Origin of the sequence: Clostridium algidicarnis DSM 15099 (genome assembly GCF_002934235.1) — a bacterium.
Lineage (GTDB): Bacteria > Bacillota > Clostridia > Clostridiales > Clostridiaceae > Clostridium_L > Clostridium_L algidicarnis.
The window spans coordinates 43547-69358 of record NZ_PTIS01000008.1; the positions used below are offsets into that span (position 1 = coordinate 43547).

The 25812-nt window shown below is 31.3% G+C and carries 26 protein-coding genes and 1 pseudogene; 4 read left to right on the top strand and 23 right to left on the bottom strand.

The genetic code is table 11. The features are described from left to right. Positions 1-291 precede the first annotated feature (291 nt). Positions 292-948 carry a pentapeptide repeat-containing protein gene (locus tag BD821_RS07050; protein WP_104409868.1) on the top strand — a complete coding sequence of 219 codons (657 nt, stop codon included), beginning with the start codon at positions 292-294 and terminating at the stop codon, positions 946-948. Between the two features lie 159 nt (positions 949-1107). On the opposite strand, the gene BD821_RS07055 is transcribed toward BD821_RS07050, so the two are convergent. The 21 genes from BD821_RS07055 to BD821_RS07155 all read right to left on the bottom strand — a co-directional run bounded on the left by BD821_RS07055 (position 1108) and on the right by BD821_RS07155 (position 19898). After that, positions 1108-1578: a cupin domain-containing protein gene (locus tag BD821_RS07055; RefSeq protein ID WP_029451162.1), complete on the bottom strand. Its 471-nt coding sequence runs from the start codon at positions 1576-1578 to the stop codon at positions 1108-1110. Positions 1579-1701: 123 nt separating this feature from the next. After that, on the bottom strand, positions 1702-2793 hold the full coding sequence (gene eutH, locus BD821_RS07060; protein WP_104409869.1) for an ethanolamine utilization protein EutH: 1092 nt from the start codon (positions 2791-2793) through the stop codon (positions 1702-1704). A gap of 74 nt (positions 2794-2867) precedes the next feature. Beyond that, positions 2868-3410 (bottom strand): BMC domain-containing protein, encoded by a 543-nt coding sequence (locus BD821_RS07065; protein WP_104409870.1) that lies wholly within the window; start codon positions 3408-3410, stop codon positions 2868-2870. A 23-nt stretch (positions 3411-3433) separates the two neighbouring features. Further along, entirely contained in the window at positions 3434-3703 is a 270-nt protein-coding gene (locus BD821_RS07070) for a EutN/CcmL family microcompartment protein (protein WP_029451165.1), read from the bottom strand. A gap of 59 nt (positions 3704-3762) precedes the next feature. Further along, the gene (locus BD821_RS07075) at positions 3763-4473 is read right to left on the bottom strand and encodes a TIGR02536 family ethanolamine utilization protein (RefSeq protein WP_169994041.1); all 711 of its coding nucleotides are present in this window, start codon (positions 4471-4473) and stop codon (positions 3763-3765) included. Between the two features lie 26 nt (positions 4474-4499). Continuing rightward, positions 4500-5330: an ethanolamine utilization protein EutJ gene (eutJ, locus tag BD821_RS07080; RefSeq protein ID WP_104409872.1), complete on the bottom strand. Its 831-nt coding sequence runs from the start codon at positions 5328-5330 to the stop codon at positions 4500-4502. Between the two features lie 11 nt (positions 5331-5341). Next, positions 5342-5983: an ethanolamine utilization phosphate acetyltransferase EutD gene (gene eutD / locus BD821_RS07085; protein ID WP_104409873.1), complete on the bottom strand. Its 642-nt coding sequence runs from the start codon at positions 5981-5983 to the stop codon at positions 5342-5344. A 12-nt stretch (positions 5984-5995) separates the two neighbouring features. Next, entirely contained in the window at positions 5996-6757 is a 762-nt protein-coding gene (locus tag BD821_RS07090; RefSeq protein WP_029451169.1) for a cobalamin adenosyltransferase, read from the bottom strand. A 116-nt stretch (positions 6758-6873) separates the two neighbouring features. Continuing rightward, positions 6874-7158, bottom strand: a complete 285-nt coding sequence (gene eutM, locus BD821_RS07095) for an ethanolamine utilization microcompartment protein EutM (RefSeq protein ID WP_029451170.1) — start codon at positions 7156-7158, stop codon at positions 6874-6876. A 54-nt stretch (positions 7159-7212) separates the two neighbouring features. Continuing rightward, a complete protein-coding gene (locus BD821_RS07100; RefSeq protein ID WP_104409874.1) occupies positions 7213-8682 on the bottom strand; it encodes an acetaldehyde dehydrogenase (acetylating) in 1470 nt (489 codons plus the stop codon). A gap of 13 nt (positions 8683-8695) precedes the next feature. After that, on the bottom strand, positions 8696-9364 hold the full coding sequence (locus BD821_RS07105) for a BMC domain-containing protein (protein ID WP_104409875.1): 669 nt from the start codon (positions 9362-9364) through the stop codon (positions 8696-8698). A 15-nt stretch (positions 9365-9379) separates the two neighbouring features. Then, complete coding sequence (gene eutL / locus BD821_RS07110; RefSeq protein WP_104409876.1) at positions 9380-10036, bottom strand: ethanolamine utilization microcompartment protein EutL; 657 nt, start codon at positions 10034-10036, stop codon at positions 9380-9382. 18 nt (positions 10037-10054) lie between these two features. Continuing rightward, on the bottom strand, positions 10055-10939 hold the full coding sequence (eutC, locus tag BD821_RS07115; protein WP_029451174.1) for an ethanolamine ammonia-lyase subunit EutC: 885 nt from the start codon (positions 10937-10939) through the stop codon (positions 10055-10057). Positions 10940-10953: 14 nt separating this feature from the next. Further along, on the bottom strand, positions 10954-12321 hold the full coding sequence (locus tag BD821_RS07120) for an ethanolamine ammonia-lyase subunit EutB (protein ID WP_029451175.1): 1368 nt from the start codon (positions 12319-12321) through the stop codon (positions 10954-10956). A gap of 23 nt (positions 12322-12344) precedes the next feature. Next, positions 12345-13781 (bottom strand): ethanolamine ammonia-lyase reactivating factor EutA, encoded by a 1437-nt coding sequence (gene eutA / locus BD821_RS07125; RefSeq protein WP_104409877.1) that lies wholly within the window; start codon positions 13779-13781, stop codon positions 12345-12347. A gap of 308 nt (positions 13782-14089) precedes the next feature. After that, on the bottom strand, positions 14090-15505 hold the full coding sequence (locus tag BD821_RS07130; RefSeq protein WP_104409878.1) for a histidine kinase N-terminal domain-containing protein: 1416 nt from the start codon (positions 15503-15505) through the stop codon (positions 14090-14092). 14 nt (positions 15506-15519) lie between these two features. After that, positions 15520-16098: an ANTAR domain-containing response regulator gene (locus tag BD821_RS07135; protein ID WP_104409879.1), complete on the bottom strand. Its 579-nt coding sequence runs from the start codon at positions 16096-16098 to the stop codon at positions 15520-15522. Between the two features lie 66 nt (positions 16099-16164). After that, on the bottom strand, positions 16165-16599 hold the full coding sequence (locus tag BD821_RS07140; RefSeq protein WP_169994044.1) for a EutP/PduV family microcompartment system protein: 435 nt from the start codon (positions 16597-16599) through the stop codon (positions 16165-16167). Between the two features lie 11 nt (positions 16600-16610). Continuing rightward, a complete protein-coding gene (gene eutS / locus BD821_RS07145) occupies positions 16611-16955 on the bottom strand; it encodes an ethanolamine utilization microcompartment protein EutS (RefSeq protein ID WP_035794219.1) in 345 nt (114 codons plus the stop codon). A gap of 196 nt (positions 16956-17151) precedes the next feature. Beyond that, positions 17152-18333 carry a 1-propanol dehydrogenase PduQ gene (locus tag BD821_RS07150; protein WP_104409880.1) on the bottom strand — a complete coding sequence of 394 codons (1182 nt, stop codon included), beginning with the start codon at positions 18331-18333 and terminating at the stop codon, positions 17152-17154. A 329-nt stretch (positions 18334-18662) separates the two neighbouring features. Then, on the bottom strand, positions 18663-19898 hold the full coding sequence (locus BD821_RS07155; protein ID WP_104409881.1) for a hypothetical protein: 1236 nt from the start codon (positions 19896-19898) through the stop codon (positions 18663-18665). Positions 19899-20154: 256 nt separating this feature from the next. Between BD821_RS07155 and BD821_RS07160 the strand changes: the two genes are divergently transcribed. From BD821_RS07160 to BD821_RS07170, 3 genes are all read left to right on the top strand, one after another. Then, a complete protein-coding gene (locus BD821_RS07160; protein ID WP_104409882.1) occupies positions 20155-20823 on the top strand; it encodes an ABC transporter ATP-binding protein in 669 nt (222 codons plus the stop codon). Positions 20824-20841: 18 nt separating this feature from the next. Next, complete coding sequence (locus tag BD821_RS07165; RefSeq protein ID WP_104409883.1) at positions 20842-21747, top strand: COG1361 family protein; 906 nt, start codon at positions 20842-20844, stop codon at positions 21745-21747. A 73-nt stretch (positions 21748-21820) separates the two neighbouring features. Continuing rightward, on the top strand, positions 21821-23062 hold the full coding sequence (locus BD821_RS07170; RefSeq protein ID WP_242971472.1) for an ABC transporter permease: 1242 nt from the start codon (positions 21821-21823) through the stop codon (positions 23060-23062). Positions 23063-23133: 71 nt separating this feature from the next. On the opposite strand, the gene BD821_RS07175 is transcribed toward BD821_RS07170, so the two are convergent. Both BD821_RS07175 and BD821_RS07180 read right to left on the bottom strand, forming a co-directional pair. Then, a complete protein-coding gene (locus BD821_RS07175; RefSeq protein WP_169994046.1) occupies positions 23134-23874 on the bottom strand; it encodes a Yip1 family protein in 741 nt (246 codons plus the stop codon). Between the two features lie 90 nt (positions 23875-23964). Further along, a pseudogene (locus BD821_RS07180) lies at positions 23965-25647 on the bottom strand (WG repeat-containing protein); the annotation flags it as partial. Positions 25648-25812: the final 165 nt, after the last annotated feature.

Genomic DNA, 25812 nt, shown 5'->3' on the forward strand with positions numbered 1-25812 from the left:
TCTTATATATTAAATGATAAAGCATTATTATTACAATTCTATAAATATTATTATTACAACTTTGTAATAATAGATTCTTTACCTTGTATGTAATTAATACAAAGTGTACTTCCTAAAATCACATTGACTTTTATGAAAGTTATGTATAACATTTATAATGAAATACGTGAAAATACTTAGTAAAAGGTTAGAATATTAAAACTTCTATAACTTTTAAATTAGCTAGGAGTTTTTTAAAGGTGTTTTGAAAATAAAAGACTGCAAATAATATTATTTGCTTTGGAGGTAAAAATGGCTAGAAATCAAAGCGTTAAAGGGAACTTTAATTACAACAATATAGAAAAAAAAGATAAGAATTTTATGTACAAAAACCTTGCTAGAAGTAACTGCTATAATTGTAACTTTTCAAACTCAAATTTTGATTATGTGAGTTTTAGAGGTGCGCATTTTAAGTCTAGTGATTTCTTTCAGTGTACTTTTAGATGGGCTGAATTTATTGGTGCTAACTTAAAGGGAAGTAGTTTTAAAGATGCTATATTTGAAAATGCTATATTTGATTCAGTAAATTTAGAGGCAGTTAACTTTAAAGATGCAACCTTTATAAATACTGTATTCTTATCTACTGATGTAAAAAAGGCTAAAAATTTAGATAGGAGCAATCCTAATATCAAGATCTTTGATGAGATGCCAGATATAAAAATAAGTGAAGATTTAAGAATTGCCACTGAAAATGTAATGACAAATGCCCATGTAAAAGCTGCTAGGATTTTTGATACAAAGGATGGAGACCTGAATTTATTAAATTTAATGATTTTATTAGAATACTTTGATGAAAAGACTTTAATTGAAGGCTTACGTAGAATTCAACTTGAATTAGATAGAGATTTTCATACATTAAGTTATGTAATTAGACTTTTAAAGGATTCTAAGATAGATAAACCTTTATAGTACCATTATAACCATCAGCCTATTCCCCGGTAGCATTGTGGTGTATAAAATTTAAGAAATATAGATTCTTGCTTTACCCTATACCTATCTCAATACATAAAAGACCTATAAGACTTTATAACGTCTTATAGGTCTTTTTATATTTAAATTATAATATTCTTATTTTGCTTGATCTGCCCAATCTGCTGGGTATGTTACATACATAAACTTTGAATAATTTGGAACTGTAAAGTGAATTGTAGATGCTTTTGGTATATATATTATATCCCCTTTATTTCCTACAACCTTTTTACCGTTTATATCTACTTCTAAAGTTCCTTCTATTACATAGTCTATTTCATCATACATTAATGTCCACTCAAAGCTAGTTTCTTTCATTTCCATGATTCCACAACCAAGTCTTGGACTTTCTTCTACTGATACTACGTCTTTTAAGAAAACTTGGTCTCCAGCGTGTCCTGTATCAAATTTTTCTGGCTTAACTGTTTCTGTCTTTATTGACATGATACCACTTTTTGGTTCTATGTCTCTTGACATTTCAGGCTCAGCTTTTTTAGATACATCCCCTAATTTTTCTGTTATTAATTTTCTAACTATTTCTTCTATCATTGCTTCATTTAAATTTTCCATTGTAATCTCTCCCTCATAAGTTTTTATTTGTGTGATTTTAAAACCTACTAGACTTATAATTTAATATCTTCTATAAGTCCAGTGATTTCAAAATCTCTATCTTATATAATATTTAGATTTATATTAAGCTTTTTTAGTTTCTCCAAGGTTTTTAGTCATCATAACTGCTACTATTACTGCAGTTACACCACCTACTAATTTACCTACTATCATAGGAGCTATAAGTTCTGGATTAACTCCTGCTGCAAATCCTAGATGATCTCCAAATACGAAGGCTGCACTTACTGCGAAAGCAACGTTAATTATCTTTCCTCTTTCGTCCATATCCTTCATCATTCCAAACATTGGTATACTATTTGCAAGTGATGCTATCATACCTGCTGCTGCAACATCATTAATCTTAAGTAATGATCCAACTTTCATAAGAGGTTTCTTAAATACTTTTGTTATAAAGTGTACTAGAGGATACGCTCCTGCAAGTATTACAACAATATCACCAACAACACTTAGTCCTTCTTCTATTGGTGCCATACCTTTTATTAAAACAAGTCCTGTAGTCTTTTGTAATACAGCTGCTACAAGTCCTATAGTTATAACTATAGTTATAAACTTTCCAAAATAAGTGAATCCCTTTATCATTCCGTCTGGTGCAAACTTAAGTCCTATAACTATAAGTAATGCAACTATTATTATTGGTGTTAAGTTTTGAAGTACAACTAGTGCTGGAAGTCCTGATAGAAGTCCTCCTACGAAAGTTCCAACTGGTACTGTTATAATACCTGCTAAAACACCTTTAGCTAAATATTTTTGATCTTCTTTTTTTATTATTCCAAGTGCTACTGGAATAGTAAATACTATTGTAGGTCCCATCATTGCTCCAAGGATAAGTCCTGCAAATTGTCCTACTGCTGCATTTTCTGCAAGTTCTCCTGCTAATTGATATCCGCCCATATCACAAGCAAGTAAAGTTGTAGCAAACATTGATGGATCTGCTCCTAATGCTTTATAAATTGGTACTATTACTGGTTTTAATACATTTGCTAAAACTGGTGCTAAGCATATAGCTCCTACCATTGCTAAAGCAAGTGCTCCCATAGCCATAAATCCTTCTTCAAACTGTTCTCCATATCCAAACTTATTTCCTAAAAGTTTGTCTATAGCACCTATAACTAAAAATACCATCATAATATATACAATAATTTCATTTATTCCCACTTATTACACCTCTTTTTTCATATTTTTATTTCTATAAATACTTATGTATTCAATTTTAAAATGCCTCATTAAATTTAAAGGTTACCTAAAAGAATTTCATTAGGTGAGGGGATCACTGAACTATGAACTATTTTATTAGGGTTTATATTAGCTTTTGCTGACTTTATACCTTCTTCAACACTTGATACGGAACCATTAATTATAAAATAAGCCTTTCCTGCAATACCGTTTCCTAAAACCAATTTAACAATCTGAGTATCTGAGGCCTTTAAAGCTATGTCCAATGCCTTTAATGCTGATGTAACATTTAAAAACTCCATTATACCTATGGCATTAAAATTTACTACAATAGGTCTTTTCTTAAATGCCTTTATAATTTCTTCACTAGCATTTGGTATAACGGTATCTTCAACTAATTTCTTTTGATCTCCAGCCTTAGCCTTTTCCATGGCTTCTTTAACCGCTTCTACATCACCTGAAATTATGGTTAAAAACTTTCCAGGGCATATATGTTTAATCATCTCTACATCTACAAAGGATGCCTTTAGAAGTACATCACTCACTTCGATACCTCTTGATATACTACTAAATTCTAATATTCCTAAAGCTTTTTTCATACTTTAAATCTCCATATCTTTTCTTACTTTTCAAGTTCTAGTGTATCTATAATGCCTACTATAGTAGCATCTATTGGTGCTTTCTTTTCTCCAAGGACATGCCTTGCAGAGCTTCCTCCAACTACAATAACTTGATCCCCTGACCCTGCTCCTACAGAATCCACCGCTACAACCATATCTTCAGTAAGCTCGCCTTTATAATTTAGCTTTCTTACAACCAAAAATTTAAGCCCATTAAGGTTCTCATCTTTTTTAGTTGCCCATAAGTTTCCTGTTACTTGCCCTATAAACATATTCAGCTCCCCTTTCCCCTCCTAAGAGTTTCCTTAATTTTGTATATTAGTTTTTTATTTTAACCTTCTATTTTAATATCAATATTGTTTATTCTTGCAAAATCTTTTGCAAGTGGAGTTACTATAGAGCCCTTACAAATCAAAATTTCATTTAATCCTTCTTTTTTTAAGTTTCTGATATCACTTTCTGATATTAACTTTTTATTTAATACTGAACTTAAACACTTATTATTATCTGAATTTCCTATGTTACAGCTTTCCTTAACTAAAGATTTTCCTAAAACTTCAATATTATTGTTTTCTTTAGTATTACCTAAGACAGCTCTTAATGATTTAAATTCTATGCCAAAAGATACTAGTTTATCTTTATAATTTTCAAATATTTTTAATAATGCTTTAGGTGATTTACTTTCATGCTCTTTATACTGTAATCCTTTTTCTAAAGCATATAACCTTTTACCTTTTAAAAGCATATCTATAATCATTTTTTCCTTAGGTGAATTTCCATATCCCTTTGATATATTAACTAATTCGTTATTAGAAAGATTTTGTATTAATATAATTTCATAAGAATCTACATCTTTCATAGTATCTATATAATCTACTGACATTTCATTTTGCTCTATTTTTCCCTTAACTACTTGGCATGAGTTCTTAGTCTCTTCTAATATTAATACTGTTTTTTTATTAATACTACTAGTTTCCATCATAAACTTAATTCTTTTCATGACTTCTTTAGTTATATTCTCTACTAATTCTTCGTTATTCATAAGTTCAACTCCTTTCATTAGATAAATTATTGTTTATCAGCACAATTAATTGCAATTCCTAAAGGAGTAACTAAAAATGGATTTAATGGTTTAATGGTTTCTATGCCTGTTTCTTTTTGAATTACTTTTTCAAAATTCTTTAAACAACAGGTACCACCAACTAAATAAATTTTATCTACATTGAATGCTTTTATATGTGTGTTAATAATAGATGCTACCTTTTGAATAACAGGAGTTACCATATGAAATATCTCTTCTTGATTTTTAGTACTCTTTTTCTTTTCTTCTGCCTCTTCAAATGGAATCTTATATGCACCTGCAATTACCAAAGATAACTGTGTACCTCCTGTAGCTTCATCTGCGGTATATATAACCTTTCCATCTTTAAATATGGAAAGGCCTGTAGTACCACCACCTACATCTACAACTACTCCATTATCAATTTGTAATACAGCATTTGCAGCTGTTGGTTCATCTTCTACAGATATAACTTCCATACCCGCACCTTCAACTACATAAGAATGAGTCTTTATGTCTCTTTCATCAGTTCCCGGTGGCACAGCTATTGCAGCCTTTGTAAGTTCGATGCCTATTTTATCTTCAATTTTTCTTTTAAGCTCTTTTACTATTTTAGTAGCTCCAATAAAATCTACAACTAAGCCATCTCTAACCACTTGTGCAAATTGCATTTCGCAGGCTACTGGCCTTTTTTTGTCATCTAAAACTACTATAACAATATACGCTGTACCTAAGTCTACACCTACATAAAGTTTTTCATCTCTGTTAACTTTTCTTGGTTTTTTTATTGAGCTTTCAACTTCTTTTATAATGGTATCAACTCTACCTAAATTCATCATAATTAACCTCTTTATTTAAGTATTTCACCACGAATATTCTTAACAAATCCGCATGCATTTGCCTCATCATAGTCTATGTGAATTACTGTACTAAATTTATCACTTACTCTAACGGCTACCTCATCAAAAATTAAGCTTCTATCACCACTCACTTTAACTTTAATAATATCTTTGTCCTTTACTCCATATTTTGCTGCATCTTCTGGAGTTATATGAATATGTCTTTTTGCAACTATTACACCTTCATCAAGTCTTATAGCTGCAGTTTTAGTAGCTAAACTTACAGCTGCACTTTCTTTTGTAGATCCTGACATTCTAACTGGAGCATTAACTCCTATTGAAACCGCATCACTTTTAGAAAGTTCAACCTGTGTTGTTTTTCTTATAGGTCCTAATACAGCAACATTTTGCATTACACCCTTTGGTCCTATTACAGTTACCTTTTCTTCGCAAAGATACTGTCCTGGTTGGGATAAGTCTCTTGCTTTCTTTAGTTCATATCCAGGTCCAAATAATGTATCAACATCCTTCCTTGAAAGATGAACATGTTTTCCTGATGCTTCTATTAGTATACCCTTATCTTCTTGTTTTTCTTTTAATCTTTTTAAAACTTCGGCTATTATATAATTAACTTCAATATTTGATATTTCCATTTTCTTCACCTCTTATTTGTACTTTCCAGAAACGACCTTACACATCATGACATAAAAACAACTACTAAGCCTATTCATGGCTAGAGCTATATCATTTCTTGAAAGTTCACCGTCCTCATTTTTAAATGCATTAAAGGCTACTATCTCTACTTCTCTGCTTTCAGTTCTTAATCTATTTAATTCTACAACTACGTCTCCCATTTTATAACTTGGATATATTATATGATCAGTGTTTAGATACTTTTTAGGATCATGAGAATACGCTCTTAACTCTTTTTCAGAGAGTCCTATAAGATTAACCATTGGCAATGGTTTTTCTGTCACTTCACATTCTAATATCTTTCTTACGTAATCTAAAATTTCTTCTAAATCCTTTAAAACTAACTTTTCATCTAAATTTTTACATAAGATTTGTGCTCTTAATATTTTAGATTGTAGTGAGTCAAGTCTGCCCCTTAAAACTATTCTCCTATGATCTTTACATACTAGCTTATTTCCATTAAGCTGAGTCATATGCTCTGGCTTATCTTCAAAAAATCCACCATCTATATGTTCATATCTAGGATTAAATGTTTTTTCTTTAAGTTCTAATGCATTTGAACTTTTAATAGTCTCATTAACTTTTATATCATTGTTGTAAACTAATTTTATCTTTTTGTCTTGTAAATATTGCTTCGCGGATGGGGTTATTATAACTCCCTTTTCCACTATATACTCACTGACATTTTGATTTTTAAGTTTACTTCTAAGTGTACTCTCTGTTAAAACACTCATTATTTCACATCCTTTATAAGATGTTTTATTATTATTTTAATCATGCCCATGACCAATAAGATATAAGTTCATGAGCATGATATAATAGTTTACAAAATATTTTTTATATTTTTATTTTATAATTCGGATTTTGGAAGTAAAACTTCAACTTCACTATGTGGTCTTGGTATTACATGAACAGAGATTAATTCTCCAACTCTTTCAGCAGCAGCAGCTCCTGCATCTGTAGCAGCTTTAACAGCTCCAACGTCACCTCTTACCATTACTGTAACAAGTCCTGCACCTATTTGCTCTTTACCTATTAAAGTTACATTTGCAGCCTTAACCATTGCGTCTGCAGCCTCTATTGCCCCTACTAATCCTTTAGTTTCTATCATTCCTAATGCGTTCATATTTGCCATTTTGAATTCCTCCTAATATTTATTATTATTTTTTGTTATTTATAATTTATAATCTTAAGAAAGTGCTGATAGTTGTTCAACAACTTTTCTTATTATTAGCTCTAATTGATCCTTAGACATTGAAGTTTCATTTGAATTAACTTCTGAAGTAGTACCTGTAATCTCTTCTTGCTCTTTAACTCCAAAAGCAACTCTTTTAATGTCTAGTAAGTTTAAAGGTCCTATATTGTCAGAAGTTGAACTTCCTCCAATAGCTCCACAACCTAGTGTAAGTGCTGGGACAAGATTAGTTGTTGCTCCTAATCCTCCAAAAGTACCTGAAGTATTAATAAGTAATCTAGATACTGGCATTCTAAGTGCAAAAGCTTTTATAACTTCTTTATCTTCTGTATGAAGTGTTGATGTGTGTCCTTTTCCTTCATTCATTAATATTTCTATACAAAGCTTAATTGCTGCCTCTAGGTTATCTACTGTATAAAAAGCTAATATAGGTGTAAGCTTTTCTCTTGAGTAAGGGTTATTTTTACCTACTGTATTTTCTTCAGAAATTAATACTCTAGCACCCTCTTTAACATTAAGGCCAGACATTTCAGCAAGTTTTTTTACACTCTTACCAACTATTTGTGGATTCATAGTTCCATTAGCTCTTAGTATAAACTTCCCAAGCTTTTTGGATTCAACTTCATTTAAGAAGTAAGCTCCTTGTTTTATAAGCTCTTCTTTAACAGCTTCTTTCATGCAATTTTCAACAACTATTGATTGTTCTGATGCACAAATTACTCCGTTGTCAAAAGTCTTACTATCAAGTATTCTTTTAACAGCTAATTTAACATCTGCTGATTTATCTATAAATGATGGTCCATTTCCAGGTCCAACTCCTATAGCAGGTGTTCCTGAACTATATGCAGCCTTTACCATTGCTTCTCCACCTGTAGCTAATATAAGTGCTGTATCGTTATGTTTCATAAGTTCTGTAGTTGCAGGAAGTGAAGGCATTGTTGTAACCCCTATTAGTCCTTCTGGTGCTCCAGCCTTAGTTGCTGCATCACTTAATATTTTTGCTGTTTCAACAATACAATTTTTAGCATTTGGATGTGCTGAAATTACTACAGAATTTCCTGATTTTATTGAAATCAATGTTTTATAAATTGTTGTTGATGTTGGATTAGTTGATGGTATAAGAGCTGCTATGACTCCAAGTGATACACCAACTTCAAAGTACTTATCTACATCATTTTCTTTTATTATTCCAACTGTTTTTAAATCTTTTATACTTTCATAAACTACTCTGCTTGCAAAAGTATTCTTTACTACTTTATCTTGCCATATTCCAAATCCAGTTTCTTCATGAGCCATTTTAGCAAGTTTTACAGCTTCTTTTTCAGCAGCTTCTGCTACGGCTTTAACTATTGAATCAACCTTTGATTGAGAAAATGTTTTGTATATATCATGGGCCTTTTTAGCCTTAGATATAAGTGTTCTTGTTTCTTGTAATGATAATAAATCTTTATCTAAAAGTTCCATATCTCATACTCCTCTATTTCTCATTAAGAATAGCTTTTATCAGTTCATCTTTTTTACTAAACTTAATTTGTTTTTTAGTCAAAGAAAACTTGTGATTTTCTTTTAATACTCTAGCCATAGTCCTAAGCTCTTGAACTTTTAATGCCTCTAATTGCTTTTCTGACATTTTTATAATTTCTTCAACTTCAAACCCTTGGTTCAAGCCTCCATCTTTATTCTCTAAATCTTCTTTAATAACTATCTCTTTTTTAATGACTTCTTCTGTCTTTTCTTGCTTCTCAGTCTTTTCCAAGTCATTTATTTGCAAATCATCTGTTTCTTTTGATTTATTTATAGATTCTGTTACATTCTGAACTTTAGAGACTACATGAATATTTTCTTTTTCTAAATCTTTTACTTGATCATTATGATCTTTATAAAACATATCTAAAACCTGATCATCGGTTCTAGCTATTACATTGGCACTTCTTAAAGTTCCTATCCTATCTATTGCTATGCATGCAGCTTCCACTGCAGCTTTTACAGATGATACATCTCCTGTAATTATAACGGTAACTATTCCACTGCTTATAAATTCACAGCTAACAAGCTCTACATTGGCAGATTTCAAAGCTACATCAAGGCCTTCTACAGCAGCAACAAATCCATAAGTTTCTAAAAACCCCAAGGTGGATTTATTCATATCTTTCACCTAATCTTAGTATTCTTTAGGGTTTTCTGCTACAAATTTAACTGCTGATGCGAAAGCTTCGCAAGCTGCCTTACATGCTGATTGGCTTCCTGTTAAAAGTGCTCCACCAAAGTTAGTTTCAGATGGTGGACCAAAGAATGCCTTAAGATCAACTGCTGCTGCTTTCATAGCTGCATCTAATGCATACATTGCTTCTAGTGGTGGAGCTATTAGATAAGCTAATGCTTCGCCTTCTTTTATTCCTGCTGTCTTAGAAAGGTATGAACCTGTTCTTGATATACATTGTGCATAGTATGGAATTGAGTCATCATCATTGGCACTATAAAATGTAGCAACACCACTTTCTATAAAGTCAACGATTGTATTAATTCCACTTCTAACTTCTGCTGGGCTAGGTCCTGCTAATATTCCTATAACTTCACCTGCAAGTTTACTATTAGCATTTGCAGCTCCTGCATATAAGGATTTAGCATAAACTACTTCAACCTCTACAGATTTAGTAGCTTCATCTAAAGCTGTATAAGTAACATCATCACAATCTGATGTTATGATTCCTATGCTCTTATGTTCTGGTTTCAAATTAAGTTCTCTAGCCATATCAGCACTTACATTAGGTATTAACTTAACGCTTAATACTGATGGACGAAGTTGATCGTTTTTCATAATAATATCCTCCTTAGGTTATAATTTTAGATCGAGTCCACTTGCTTTTTTCTCTAACATAAGTTTTATAATATCGGCTATATAAGCTCCAGCTTCAACTGCAGGAGTACCGCCTCTATGTATGTTAGATACAACTGTTCTTCTTGATTCTTCCATACCAATTGTTCCCTTGTAAGCTATATAAGCACTCATACTTTCTGCTGTTACAAGGCCTGGTCTTTCTCCTATAAGAACGCAAGTTACATCTGCTCCAAATTCTTCAGAGATAACATCCATAGCTCCAACTCTTCCAAGCTTTACAAAGAAAGGCTTTCCTACAGATATTCCGTATCCTTCAAGTCCTTGTATTAATGCAGGTAATATACTCTTAACATTAGCTTCTATAGCTTTTGAACTTAGTCCATCAGAAACATATATTTGCACTTGTGGATTTCTCTTATAAGATTTTAACTTATCGAGCTCTTCCTTTGAGATCTTTCTTCCAAGGTCTGGTCTAGTTATGAATTCATCTTTAGATGAACACATAGTTTTAACTATTTGAAGATCCATATCTTCCAATACCTTTTCATCAACATCTGTAAATACAGCATCTTGAGCTGCAGCATGGTCTGCTCTAAATCTGAGTGTTGTTTCTGTCTTGTATCTTGCCCCTGCTCTTCCAACACCAAGTCTAGCTGGTGTATGCTTTTTCATTTTTAGATATCCTTCTCTATCAGCTGGATTCTTTACTAAAAGATTTGTTCTAATATCAACCTCTGTAATATCTGGAATCATTCCATCTTCAACTACAGTTGCTGTTTCTAAAATCTCTTTAGCTATACCTTCTGCACTTGATCCTTCTTTTGTAGTCATCTCAACTAAAACTTGTTCTACTAATCTTTTTAAATCACTTTCTGAAAACATATTCTTACCTCCTTTTACTTTTTAAGAAATACAGAAGCATCTCCTGCTCTTGCTGTTAATTTACCATCTTTTATAAATTCCCATTTTTCTAACCAAGCTTCAAATTCAGCAATTGGTCTTTTATTTAACAATTCTCTTAAAGCTGCTGTTTCATGGTATCCTGTAGTTTGGTAGTTAAGCATTACGTCATCTCCATGAGGTATTCCCATAAAGTAGTTACATCCTGCTGTAGTTAACAATACTGCTAGGTTTTCTACATCATTTTGGTCTGCCTTCATATGGTTTGTATAACAAACGTCGCATCCCATTGATATTCCTGTAAGCTTACCCATGAAGTGATCTTCAAGACCTGCTCTTATAACTTGTCTGCTGTCATATAGATATTCTGGTCCTATAAATCCAACAACTGTATTAACTACAAAAGGATCATATTTTTTAGCAAATCCGTAACATCTAGCTTCCATTGTCACCTGGTCAGCACCAAAATGTGCTTCTGCTGATAACTCTGAACCCTGTCCTGTCTCGAAATACATAACATTCGGGCCAGCTGCTGTTCCTTGTGTTAATGCTAACTGTCTAGCTTCTTCTATTAAGTCTGCTGTAATTCCAAATGCTGCATTTCCTTTTTGAGATCCTGCAATACTTTGGAATATTAAATCTGTTGGAGCTCCTTGTTTTATAGCTTCCATTTGAGTTGTTACGTGAGCTAAAACACAGTTTTGTGTTGGTATTTCATATGTTTGTTTTACCTCTTCAAATTTCTTTAATATCTTAACTACACTTCCAACTGTATCATCAACTGGGTTTAGTCCTATAAGTGCATCACCAATACCAAATGTTAATCCTTCTAATAAAGAAGCAACTATTCCATCTACATCATCTGTTGGGTGATTAGGTTGTAATCTTGCAGATAATCTTCCATCTTCACCTATTGTAGTATTACAATGAGCTGTTATTTTTATCTTCTTTGCTGCATATATTAAATCTAAATTAGACATAAGCTTTGCAACAGCTGCAACAACTTCACTAGTAAGTCCTCTTGAAACTCTTGTTATATCAGCACCTGTTGTGTTTTCATCTAAGATCCATTCTCTTAAATCTGAAATTGTCCAGTTTTTGATTTCAGCATATATCTTTTCATTTACTGCATCTTGTATTATTCTTGTAATTTCATCCATTTCATAAGGAACAACTGGGTTGTTTCTTATATCTGAAACTAAGAGATGACTTAATACAACCTTTGCTGCAACTCTTTCTTGAGCTGATTGTGCAGCTATTCCTGCTAATTTGTCTCCGGACTTATCTTCATTAGCTTTTGCTAATACTTCTTTAACGTCCTTAAACTGATACGTTTTTCCAAATAATTTAGTTTTAAGTATCATTTTGTTCACTCCTTTTAATAAATTTATGAATTAAATACTAGGGTTTTTATTACTACTGGGACTACCTTACCATTTACTAATGGTTTTCCAATATCGATATAATCTCCATTTTCTACCTTCACACTATCTATGCATATTACATTGTTCTTCCTTCCAAGTTGTGCATAAATGGTTTGCCCTAAAACTTTCGCTATATCATTTTCTACAATTACAAACAACGGATAATTGCTTTTTATTAATGACTCCATTCCCTTTATAATTGAAGCTGCTAAGTTTTGTATATCTATAAAAGAAGGATTTTTACTCCCTTTTAAAGCTAATGCTATTAATTGACTTTCATTTTCTATATTAAACCAACTTATTTTTTCTCTTACTGCCTTTTCTATGGATTCAAATCCTTGCTCTTCATCACTCTTTGACAGTTTCAAAATAGGAAGATTTTTTATTGGAAAGACATCCTCTGTAGTATAAGTAATTGTGCTGCCACTAATATCTGTGGTATGTGATCCTGCTCCAACTACTGTAGCTCTTATAGTTTCAAGAGCTGGTTTTAATTTTAAGTTTGAAAGTATACTGGATTTTTTTATTTCTTCTCCTAAAATTACTCCCATATCTCCAAATTTAAAGTAGTCACTGTAATCTTCTTTGTATACATAATCTGCTACTCCACCTGAAAATGTTATATATTCTATGTTGTAACCATCCTTTAGTCCCTTATTGGTTTGAAGATAGTCATACATCTTACTTCTTTCTTTTAAACAAACAGATTCTTCTAAGATTCCAACCATTCTTTGTGCTATCTTTCGAAGCTTATATATGTCTGCTTTATCTCCAACTTGAACTTTTACGCCTATAGATTCTGCAAGTTCTTTAATTTTAGGATATATATAATATATTTCTTTGGTATCCATATCTATTTTAATAAGTCTACCGCCTATATCCATGCATCCTGTATCAACAAGTTCTCCATTTTTAAATAGTGCTAAGTTAGATGTTCCTCCACCTATATCAATATTTACAACATAAGCATTTTCTTCATCTGATACCTTATCAGCACCAGCTCCTCGTCCTGCTATTATTGATTCTAGGTCAGGTCCAGCTGTTGCCACAACAAAGTCTCCTGCAAATCCACTTAATGTTTGAAGTACATCATTAGCATTTTCTTTCCTTGCAGCTTCTCCTGTTATTATTACAGCTCCAGTCTTCACATCATTTATGTTTACTTTAGCTTTTTCATATTCACCCTTTATTATCTCTTTTACCTTTTCTTTATCTATTTTCTTTTGAGTAATAAGTGGTGTAAAATAAATTTCACTTCTATATATTATTTCTTTATCTACAATATTTACTCGTGGAACTGAAAAATTACTAGCTGTATTTTCAATTGTAATATGAGTAAATACTAACTGTGTAGTAGACGTTCCTATGTCAATACCTACGCTTAAAATTTGTTCTTTCATATCGTTACCGCATATAACTTTAATTATTATAATAATAAGTTAAGTTATAAGTTACGGGCTTCCCCCTTTCTTGTTTTTTATAAACTAAGGCCAAGGTTGGATATACTATTGGTAATGATCTTAATTTAAGGGTAATACAATTTTATCTTTCCCTAAAGAATGAGTTATTAAACCTACTGTCTTAGATAAAATAAAGCCCAGAATATTCATTAGCATATCTAAAATTACTTTTAAATATTTTCTAATAAATATTCTGGGCTTCATTGCCTTCTATAACCAAAAACCACTTTGTCTTTGGATTTCCTAATTTAATTTTTAAAATCAAAAGTCATGGTTGTTCCATTAGAGTTAGATTGAATATCAAGCTGTCCTTTTAACTTATCTGAAATTAAACTATTCATTATCATAAGACCTAAACTAGTTTTTGGTGCTTCATCTACTTTAAATCCTACGCCATTATCTATGACAGATATTTTTGAATAGACATTTCCTTTTTCTACTTTTATTGTTATCTTTCCAGTTTCCCTACCAACAAAAGCATGCTTTAAACAATTTTGAATAGATTCATTTACAATTAATGATATTGCTGTAGACTTATCTGAACTAATAATTAAATCATCACCTATAACCTCAATTGCTAAATCCAACTTTTCACTTTTTTCAAAGCTTATCATATAAGATTTAATCTTATATATAACATCTTTTATATTAACATCATCAATGCCTTCTTTTGCAAGCATTTCATGAGTTATTGCTATGCTTAAAATTCTATTTATACTATCATCTATAGCAGATCTAAACTCTTCGCCTTGAATCCTTCTTGATTGAAGTCTTAAAAGGCTTGCTATAGTTTGAAGATTATTTTTCACTCTATGATGTATTTCTTTTATTACCACAGATTTTAAAACTAATTCTCTTTCTTTTTCCTTTAAATCTGTAATATCTTTTATAAGCATTACTACCTTTAAAACCTTACTACTTTGAACTATATACTTTACCTGGAAACACATTTCTCCAATATCTACTTCTTCTACTTCTATAGACTTACCAACAATTAGCTCATCTATAGTATACTTTGATAATGATAAATTGGAAAAGTCCATTCCAACTAATTGTTGATGATAACCGAGCTTTTCGTACAGTTCTTCTGCTACTGGGTTTTTGAATCTTAATACTCCATTTTCATCAAATACAAGTATAGCATCATCTATATGATATGTTATATTTCCATCTTCATACTTGCTCTTTTTACTTTCTATTTGCGATAGTAATTCTTCATTAGTTTCTGCTAATATAGCTAGCTTTCTACTTTCTTTTGTGTCTTCTGTAACATCTTGTTCTGAAATAATAACAGCAATAACTTCATCTTTATGATTCTTTATAGCTTCAACATTTTGTTTTACAATTATATTTTCTTGTGTAGTTGCTTTAATATCTCTTGAAGGCATCCCCGTTTGCAGTGTTCTTAGTACAGCAGGTTCATTTTGCCTTATGGCAAGCTTCCCTACAACATTTTCTTTGTAAAATGATGTTGCATCTCGATTTTTTGCACTAGCAATTACTATTGCAGCATCTTTTTCATTTTTCACCATACAATCTATAAACACGTCAGCTTTTGAAGAATCAGCTACAAATTGGAGAGTTTTAGCTATGCTCTGTATTATTTCAATATCATCTTCAGTTAAAGAAGTATACTTTAAACACATTTCTCTTATTTCATTCATATTCATTCCTACTTTTAAGCTTCTTCTTCGCTAATTATTATTATTCTAGCTACTTCTTCCATGGTTATTCTCTTTTGCATACTAATATCTCTTATATTTGTATAAGCATCATTTTCAGAAATATTATTTTTTGCCATGAGTATGCCCTTGGCCTTTTCTATAATTTTTCTTGACTCTAGCTTCTTTTCTAAAACTTTAACATCTTTTTTTATCTTTTTGATTTCCTTATGTCTTGATAAACAAACTTCTATAGTTGCAACTAAAGATTTATTGTCTATAGGTTTCACTAAATAACCGATAGCTCCAACTTCTTTAGCTTTTTCTATAAATATTTTATCACTATAAGCGCTTAATAATATTACCTCTCCTGCAAGCTCCTCTTTTAAGATTATCTTAGTGGCATTTAAGCCATCTAAAAGTGGCATCTTTATGTCCATAATTATTAAATCAGGTAAATGCTTTCTTGCAATCTCTATAACATCAAAACCATCTGAGGCTTCAGCTACCACATCGTAGCCTTCTTCCTCAAGCATTTCCTTCATATCCATTCTTGTAATAGGTTCATCATCGGCTATTACAATTCGTTTGTTCATGGTCTTCCACCTCTTTTAATAAACATCTATAGGTTATTTCTTTAAAACCATTTTATCATAAAAATCTTAATTGCACTCTAAAAATCTTTTTAATTCCTCAATTTCTTTTTTTTCTGCAGCATTTACACAAAATATTTTTTCAGCTCCTGCTGTAATTAAAAATTCTTCAGTTCTTTTTAGAGACTTTTCATCCTTACATAAATCAATTTTAGTACAAATACCTATAACTTCCTTATTAAACATACTACCAAAGCCTGGTGGAAAGTTACTTGTGTCATTGCTTGAGTCCTGAACTAATGCAATTACGTCTGCTTCTGCTGATGTTACTATTAGTGCATTGTAATATACTCTGTTATCTAAATACTCTCCTGGAGTATCTATTATATAATCACCAAACTCTATAGATTGCGTCTTTTTATATCTTATGATTTCATCTATTAAAGCTTGACTTAATGTAGTCTTTCCAGCTCCTATAGATCCTATAAGCATTATTTTTTTCAAACTATTTCCTCCTAGGATTTTGTTATATCAGTGATTGTGAATTTTAAAACATTTTTAAGTACATTACAGACTTCTCTTAAAGCTGCCTCTACACTTGAAACATCTCCAAGCACCACAAGTGATCCGCTAAATCTATCAATAAATCCTATTTCAACTCCTGCTGCTTTAGTAGCAACATCTGATGCTATTATGGCTGCTTCACTTGGAGTTATTGTTAGTATTCCTATTGCTTCTGCATTTTCTTCACTAAGTCCCAACTTTTTGTATATTGATTTATTAGGATGTGCAATTAAGTGAGCTAAAGTAACCTGTTTACCAGGAACATATTCCTGAATAACTCTTTGTTTCTCTTCCATCTTTCCCACTCCATTCCATTTAAAGACATAAAAGCTCCTTAAAGCATTATTAATGCATTTTAAGGAGCTTCATTGCTCTAATTATAATTGTACGCCGTTGCACAATTAATGTTTGTTTAACTTATATTTAAATTATAATAGTATCTACTTTAATTGTCAAATGTTTTTGAAAACCTTTTTCAAGTTTATATCACAATTATTTTCCTTCGTAGACAGCATTAAATAATGTGTTAAATTCTTCTACTGTTGGCTTTCTAGGGCTTGTAATTGTACAACTATCATTTAAAGCTATTTCTGAAAGCTCTTTTAGATTGTCATCAAAATCCTTTTTGCTAATATTAACCTCTTTAACGCTATATGGTATGCTTAAAGTTTTCTTTAAAGAATTTATAGCTCTTACTAAAGATTTAACGCCTTCTCTAACATTATTGCTACTTGTAAGATTTAAAAACTTAGCAATTTGTGCATATCTTATTGCAGTATCACTATATTGAGTTTTATTATCGAATCTATTTTCAGAACTTAAGTCTGCATTAAATTCTATAACATAAGGAAGTAATATTGCATTTGCTTTCCCATGAGGAATATGGAATCTTCCACCTAGTATGTGAGCCATGCTATGATTTATTCCAAGTGAAGCATTTGTAAATGCCATTCCTGCTATACAAGAAGCGTTATGCATTTTTTCTCTTGCCTCTAGGTCATTTCCATTTTTATATGCTTTTTCTAAATATTCAAATACTAACTTTATAGCTTTTTCTGCTAAAGCATCACTAAAATCTGAATGTTCAGTAGATACATAAGCTTCTATAGCATGAGTTAGAACGTCCATACCTGTATCTGCTGTTATAAAATTTGGAACACTTTTTACAAGAGTTGCATCTAATATAGCCATCTCTGGAACCATAGACTCTTCAACTAATGGATACTTAACATTATACTTTTTATCTGTTACAACTGAGAAAGATGTAACTTCTGATCCTGTACCACTAGTAGTTGGTATAGCTATAAGCATAACCTTTTTGTTTTCTGATACATTGTTTAATCCTTTATTTATAAGATCTCTAAAGTGACTTATAGCCTTTGCAGCGTCAATAGCTGAACCTCCACCTAATGCAACTAGAGCTTCTGGTTTAAATGCATCCATAGCTTTAATTCCTTTTGATATTGTTTCAAGTGGTGGATCTGGAACTATGTCAGAAAAGATTTCATATTCAATATTTGCAGCATCTAAATTTTCTGTAACCTTAGTTACCATTCCTGATGTAACCATAAATGGATCGGTTACAATGAACACCCTTTTACATTGAAGTTTACTAAGCTCTTCAAGCTTTCCAACTCCAAAATAAACATTAGGCCCTACTTTAAAATTACCCATACTTTCACTTCCTAAGTTTAAATTTTATTTTTCTTTAGTTTCTTTAGTTTCTTTAGTTTTAACCTTATTTATTCCTTAGCCAGCTTTATTTAAATTTATATTTTTATATAAAAATATAAAAACCCCCTAAGAAAATTCTTAAGGAGCTTCATCACTCTTTATAATTACACGCCATTGTGTAACTTTATCTTTATTATCTTTTTAAATTGTATACCCTTAACTTATAATTTTGTACATATTCATTTTATAACTTTAAAATATTACTGTCAAGGTGATTTGAAGTTGTTCATATGGATAATACTAAGTAATCCTCTATTAAATCATACTTATCACTTTAGCTCATAGTAAGTATCTACTTTAATTCCATTACCATCCTTATCCTCTTCCCTAAAGATTTTGTTAAATACTATAGAATTGCTATTATTAAATTCATATCCATATGCCGCTAATTCCTCATCCACCATATCTATATACACTTTATTTTTTCTATCAAAAATATAACGTGATGAGTGTCCACCGATACTTATGAATATATATTTATCCGTTATTTGAACTTCACCTGTAGCAAAGTAACCATATCCTTTATAAATTTCATTATCTTTATATATAAGTTTGCTTAACTTATCCACATCTAGGTCATAAATTAATAAATCATCCTCAAGCTCTTCACCTGGCTTTTGTATTGATATAACTATAGTATTATCCTTAATAGCTCCCGAGTTTACAAACATGTCCTTTGTTACAACCCTTTTTTCTTCGGTTTTAATATCATATAAATACAAATCAGAGTATTTATAAAAGTTTCTTCCGTAATCAACAAATGTTCTTAACTTCGTCCATATTATCTTGTCACCATCAGTCTTAGGATGATTTAACAGCTCATTTTCCACCTCTTCTGAACCTTCAACTTCTTTAAGCTTATTTTCAGATAAGTTATAACTCATTATCTTTGTTATTACAGCTCCATCTTCTCTCTTATCTGTAGACCTATAAACAACTATATCATTTGCTATTGAAATTCTTATAGGATTATATATTTCATCCGCCTTCAATTCAAATTCATCTTTAGTATATTTAGCTTTATCAATTATTATGACCCTACCATCTTTTATATTTTTTGCTGCTACAAACCAATTGAACCCTTGGCTTAGATTTTCATTTCCTACAGCTTTGTCCTCATCTTCAATCCAAACAACCCATTCTCCATGGTTTGAGACCTCATATAGATAGTTTTTATCATCAATAACTTTACAAACCTTTTTCGCCTCTTTTGTTTCTAAATTATAAGAGTATATATTCTTACGATCATCTCTACGGGTCACCGCTATTTCACTTTCATTAATTTTTCCCCTATATGATAAATTTTCATCTATCACTACCTTTTTTACATAATCATCCTCCGTCATATTCCGAATGGGATAATCTAGTAATTCATGCTCTACTTCTTTGGATTCTATATTATCTTTTTTTTCATTATCCAAATTATTTATACCAGTATCTTTCTTGCAAGAAATAAATAGTGTACTCATGAGCAAAACAAGAGCCAATAGCTTTTTAAATTTCATATATGCATTCCCCTTTATATTATTTGTAATACTATACCATCGCACCCCCTTAATGTCAATATATTCTTATTATGTAATATTACTGTCAAAATGTTTTAACTATATTGGGGACAGTTCACAATTAACGATACGATGGGGACAGTTCACAATTTTAATATTTATGGGAAATTTAATATAACATATATTAGCAAAATGTTATAATAATAGTAGTTCGTATTTTTCAGCATATTTTTTAATGTGAAATGGAGGTTAATTAATGTCCTTAGTACAATGTTCTAATGTAATAAAGAACTTTCAAATGGGTAAAGTACAAGTTGAAATTTTAAGAGGGGTTAGTTTAAATATTGAAAAGGGAGAATTTGCTGCTATTATTGGCGAATCAGGCTCTGGTAAGTCTACTCTTTTAAATATTTTAGGGGGACTTATGCCCTTTGATAAGGGTGAGGTATCTATAGCTGATACTAATTTGCATAATTTAAACGAAAATCAGCGTGCGCTTTTTAGAAGAAAAAGTATTGGATTTATATTTCAATCTTATAACCTTCTTCCACAATTAACAGCCTTTGAAAATGTTGAGATGCCTTTAATTTTTACTGGCATGTCTAAGGTAAACAGAAAAAAAACTGTTCTAGATATTTTAGAACATGTAGGTCTTAAAGATAGGATGAATCATAAGCCATCAGAGCTTTCAGGGGGACAGCAACAAAGAGTTTCAATTGCTAGAGCCTTAGTTAATAATCCTTCTATAATTCTTGCAGACGAACCCACAGGAAACTTAGATAGTAAGACAAGCGTTGAAATCTTAGATTTACTGAAAGGACTTAATGAGTCGTTAAATATGACCTTTGTAGTGGTTACTCACTCTAAAAGGGTTTGTGATTATGCTGACAGCATAATTAAAATGAAAGATGGTCTACTAGAATAATTATTACAGGAGGTTTATATGAAAAAGACTTTTATAAAAATTACTTTAGCCTTAGGTCTTGCTTTATCCATTGGTATTAACACTATTCCAGCCTTCGCTGAAACCCAAGGGGGAATTCCCGGAATGCCAAGTGATGGAGCAATCCCAAACAGCATGCAGCAAGTACAAACTCCAATCCAAGGTATACAATCCAAAAAGCTTATTATATCTGAAGTTACAACAGACCCTGCTTTTATAGAACCTGGGAAGGAATTTACCCTTAATTTCAAGATACAAAATAAATCTTCAAATAAACTTGAAAATATCGCTTTAAGTATATTAGGTATTGAAGGTAAAAATGTTCTTGAAGGATTTTCCCCTGTTGGAACTACAAATGAAATCTATTATGGAGGATTAAACAAAGGCGGAACTGGAGAAATATCCTTAAAACTTATAGGTTCTCCATCCATTAAATCGGGAATATACAACTTTAATATTAATTGTTCATTTAATGAAAGTGGAAGCTCCCCAGTAGAAATAAATAAGGTTTGTGGAATAATTGTAAAAAACACTTCTAATATGATGATTACTGAATTCAAACCTTTAGAAAATGGAAATGTAACTGGAAGCTTTCTAAATGCAGGTAAAGGATCTTTAAATAACGTTATGGTAAACATCACAGCTGGCGATAAAAATATTTCAAAATATATAGGGGCCATGGAAGCTGAAGTTGAGGAAAGTTTTGATGAAGCTCTTGGAAGTTTTGAATCAGATACTTCTGGTAATGTAGTCATTAGCTTTAATGATGAAATGGGCATAGAAAACAAAATAGAAAAACCATTCACAATTAAAGGTACTAATGTAGTAACTGCTTCAAAACCAGCTTCAGAAAAAAAGTGGTCTTTTAAATCTGTGTTTAAAAAGCTTTTTGGACTAGGTTCTTAATATGCGTCTTACAGATTTATTAGAAATGATCTGGAAGAATCTTTGGAAAAGGAGAAGCAGAACTATATTTACCATGATAGGTGTTATAATTGGCTCTGTAGCCATATTTACCATAATATCCCTTGGAAATGGTTTTAAAAAATATATAACCGATGAGATTGGCTCTGTGTTTGATACCTCAGTAATCTCAGTATCTCCAGCCATACCACCCTCAGCTTATGGGGCGCCTGTAACCCCTGATGAAAAAAAGCTAAAAACTAAATTAGATAAAAAGGCCATAAAAGATTTAAAGAGCTATTCCTTTGTTAAATCAGTTATTCCAAAACTTAATGACTACGGTAATATAGAATATAAAAAGATTAGCACCGGTGCTAGTATTACTGGTATGCCTATGAAAGAACTATCTAAAAAAGATGATCTTTTAGTAGGCCGCTATCCAACAGATAATAAAAATGAAGCAATCCTTGGATATAAAATGGCTACTCTTCTTTTAGACTATAAACCTACTGACAAAGTGGATTCAAAGGAAATTGAGTCCTTATTAAGAAGATCCTTTAAGTTAAATATCTCTAATAATGGAATGATGCCAGGTACTAAAGACTCTTCTAAAAAAGAAGATGAACATATTATAAACTTAACTATAGTTGGAATATCTAAAGAAAATGCCATGGATGACTTTACAGTTAAAGTTCCACTAAGCACTGTAGAGGATATTAAAAAATGGAAGGCCTCTAAAACTCAAAATGATGATAATAAAGAAGAGGGATATACCAGTGTAGAGGTGGTTTTAAAAGATACTAATAAAATAGATGAAGCAGAAAAGACTCTTAAAGAAAACGGATACCAAATAAATTCTTTTAAAGAGATACAAGGCAGCATAGGAAAGCTTTTAGATGGTGTTAAAATAATATTAGCAGCCCTTGCTGGAATTTCCTTATTAGTAGCTGCCTTTGGTATAACAAATACCATGAACATGGCTATATATGAAAGAAAAAAAGAGATTGGTATTATGAAAGTAATAGGCGGAAGTGTTAATGATATAAAGAAAGTATTTGTAGGAGAAGCTTGCACTATCGGTCTTATGGGTGGAACTATTGGACTTACCCTAGGATTCATAGCTAATTTTCTTATAAATATGTTAGCTAATGCCTTTATAACTAAAGGACAAGTTCCAAAAATAAAAATAGCATCTGCGTCGCCAGGTCTTATTCTATTCATATTACTCTTCAGCACCCTAGTTGGCTTCCTCTCAGGAGTAGTCCCTGCTTCAAAAGCAGCAAAACTAGATGTTATAAGTTCTATAAAAGAAGAATAAACGTATTGGAATAAAAAGGAAGCACCTCTGGGGTGCTCCCAATTAAAGGGAGTACCCCAGAGGTGCTTCCTTTATTTTACTGGTGATACGGATGTTGCAGGCGGTACTATATTCTTTATTGAGTTTGACCCAATAGCTAATATAAATCCTAAAGTCCATACTATGATTACAACTGCTGCACTCTTTTTCTTTGATATGTTTCCAATAACTGCAATACCTATAGCTATTAAAACCATTTGCCATAAACCGAATACATTAAGCTTTGTAATTAAAATATCAGCTATTGTCATATTTGCAGTGGCTTCAGCAATAGCTGCTAAATCTAAAGGCTTATTTGCTATAATATCATAAATAGCTTTTATTATTCCACCTATTAGTACTGGAAAATATGATATTAAATAAACCCCTACCATTTGACGATAAGTTGCAGTGCTCTTAAATATCTTAGCTATTAAAAAATAAACTAAAGACATAAAATACACGGCTATTATCGTTACAATTATCGTGGTAATTACTGCTGAAATAGGTGATGTAAAAACTCCTGCTAATTTCTGAGCCGTAGCTGCAGTAGCAGGATCCACCCCTTTAACTGATTCACTTACAGCTCCACTTAGTTTGTCCTTAGAAGCTATTGCTAAAATAAGCGCTGTGATAGCAGAGCATACCACCACAATAAGAAGCCTAATGCCGTAACTTTCATTATCCTTATAATACTCAAAAAGTTTCTCGGGACTCACAAAAAAATTCTTTACCTTTTCCCCCAGTGTTAACTTTAAAACTGGCACATTATCTACTGAATTATTATCTTCCATGATTATCCCCCTTTTATTTACTATTACCATTTTATCACATCACTATGCTAATTTCCATAATTTTAGTCACTTGTATGGTAGATTTAACATTTAATTAAATGACCTCCAAAAGTCCCCTTTTAAATCAATTATATTAATAATATCTTTGTATAGTATTTTAAAAGTAGGAAATCCTGCAGAGTAAGGCCCAATATCATAAGGATAAAAGTAAATATATAGTCCATCTTCTGATACATAAAATGCTTGATCTTCTTTTATTCCAGTATAAGAATACTTAGGATCATTTTTTATTTGGTATCCTATTATGTCACTTAGAACTTTTACGTAATTGCTATGCTTTTTAAATAAATCTTTTAGCTCATAGAAGGCTCCTGTAACTAAATTTATATGAGCATATATCTTAGTTGGCATACCATGAGCTGCTCCAAAAGGGTAATTATATCCATTAAACTCTAATACTAATAGTTCCTTCTTAAAAAATTGTACCTGAAAGTTTCCAACATAACTATAACCTAATTGAACATCCTCTTCTACCTTCTTTACCTTTGATAAAACCTTAAGCTTATCATTAACCTGACTTTGTAAAATTCTATCTCCCATGCCTTCAATTCTTGGGTAATAAACTAGATAATCCTTATTAGGCTTATACTTTTCTTTTACAACCTTATATTGCTGATTTAAATGAATTACTAAATTTTCTTTCCATAATAAGATACCTTGTTTATCAAAATAGGAAGTTATATAATCCACAAATGCCATTATAAGATTATTTTGTAATGTTAAAGTCCCGCTGCCACTTACTACAGGTAAATCTTTAGCTCTCTTACCCTCTTTATCAATAAAAAAGGTTTCCTTGTCATCATAAACAGAAGCAACTCCGCCTTTATAATTAGAAACTCCGTAATAAATAAACTTTGTAAGCGCATTACCATCTGTATCATAAATAGCATATTTTGAACCTATATAAGGTGAATTTTCATCTATTGGAATACCGACAGCTACCCTGCTTTCTCCTATTGAAATTATAGAATTATACTGAGGTTTTATTATATAAAAGCCAAGTTTATCTATAAGCCCATAATTGTTTTTAATATCCTCTGAATTATTTACTATAGCTCTTCCAAAACTAAAGTCATCTGCATAATAAAATTGTGGTTTTATAACTACCTTACCATTTATATCAATATATCCATATTTCCCATCCTCATTTTCCTTAAATGCTAGGAGTCCATCACCTAAGCTACCTACAAAGGCATAATTGTATTTACTTAGTATAATTCCATCAATATTTATTAAAGCATACTCATTTTCTTTGATCTTAACTACAGCCTTTCCATGTCTAAAGTCATTTACATATTGATATTTTGCAGGTATAACTTCTTTCCCTTCCTTACCTAAAAATCCATAAAGAAAGTCATTATTAGAAGATTCGATATTAAACTGTGCTCTTCCGTCTTTAAAGTTTCCTATATAGCTATAAGTCTTATTTGTTAATATCTTTCCCATTTCATTAATTATGTTAAACCCTTTATCATCCATAACTGCAGCCCTATTATTTGAAAACTCGCCTATAAAATTATATTTAGGACTTACTATATAGTTATTGTTATAATCTATAATTCCATAAAGACTCCCTACCCCGACAATAGCAAGTCCATTATCTTGGAAACTTGAAGCTGAATCGTAATAAGGCTTAATTATGAACTTACCACTTTCATTTATATAACCCCACTTAGTTCCACCTATCATGTTCAAAGGTGCTGGATATAAATTCGCCCTTATTATTAGAGGCTTATTATCTTCTGTAATTACTATTTCAGCCCCTATAGGTAAGTACATTTTTATAAAATTGATTAAACTTATATTATACAAAATAATACACCTTTCATATAGTACTTCTAAAAATATTATATGAAAGGTGTATCGAGTAAGTTACCA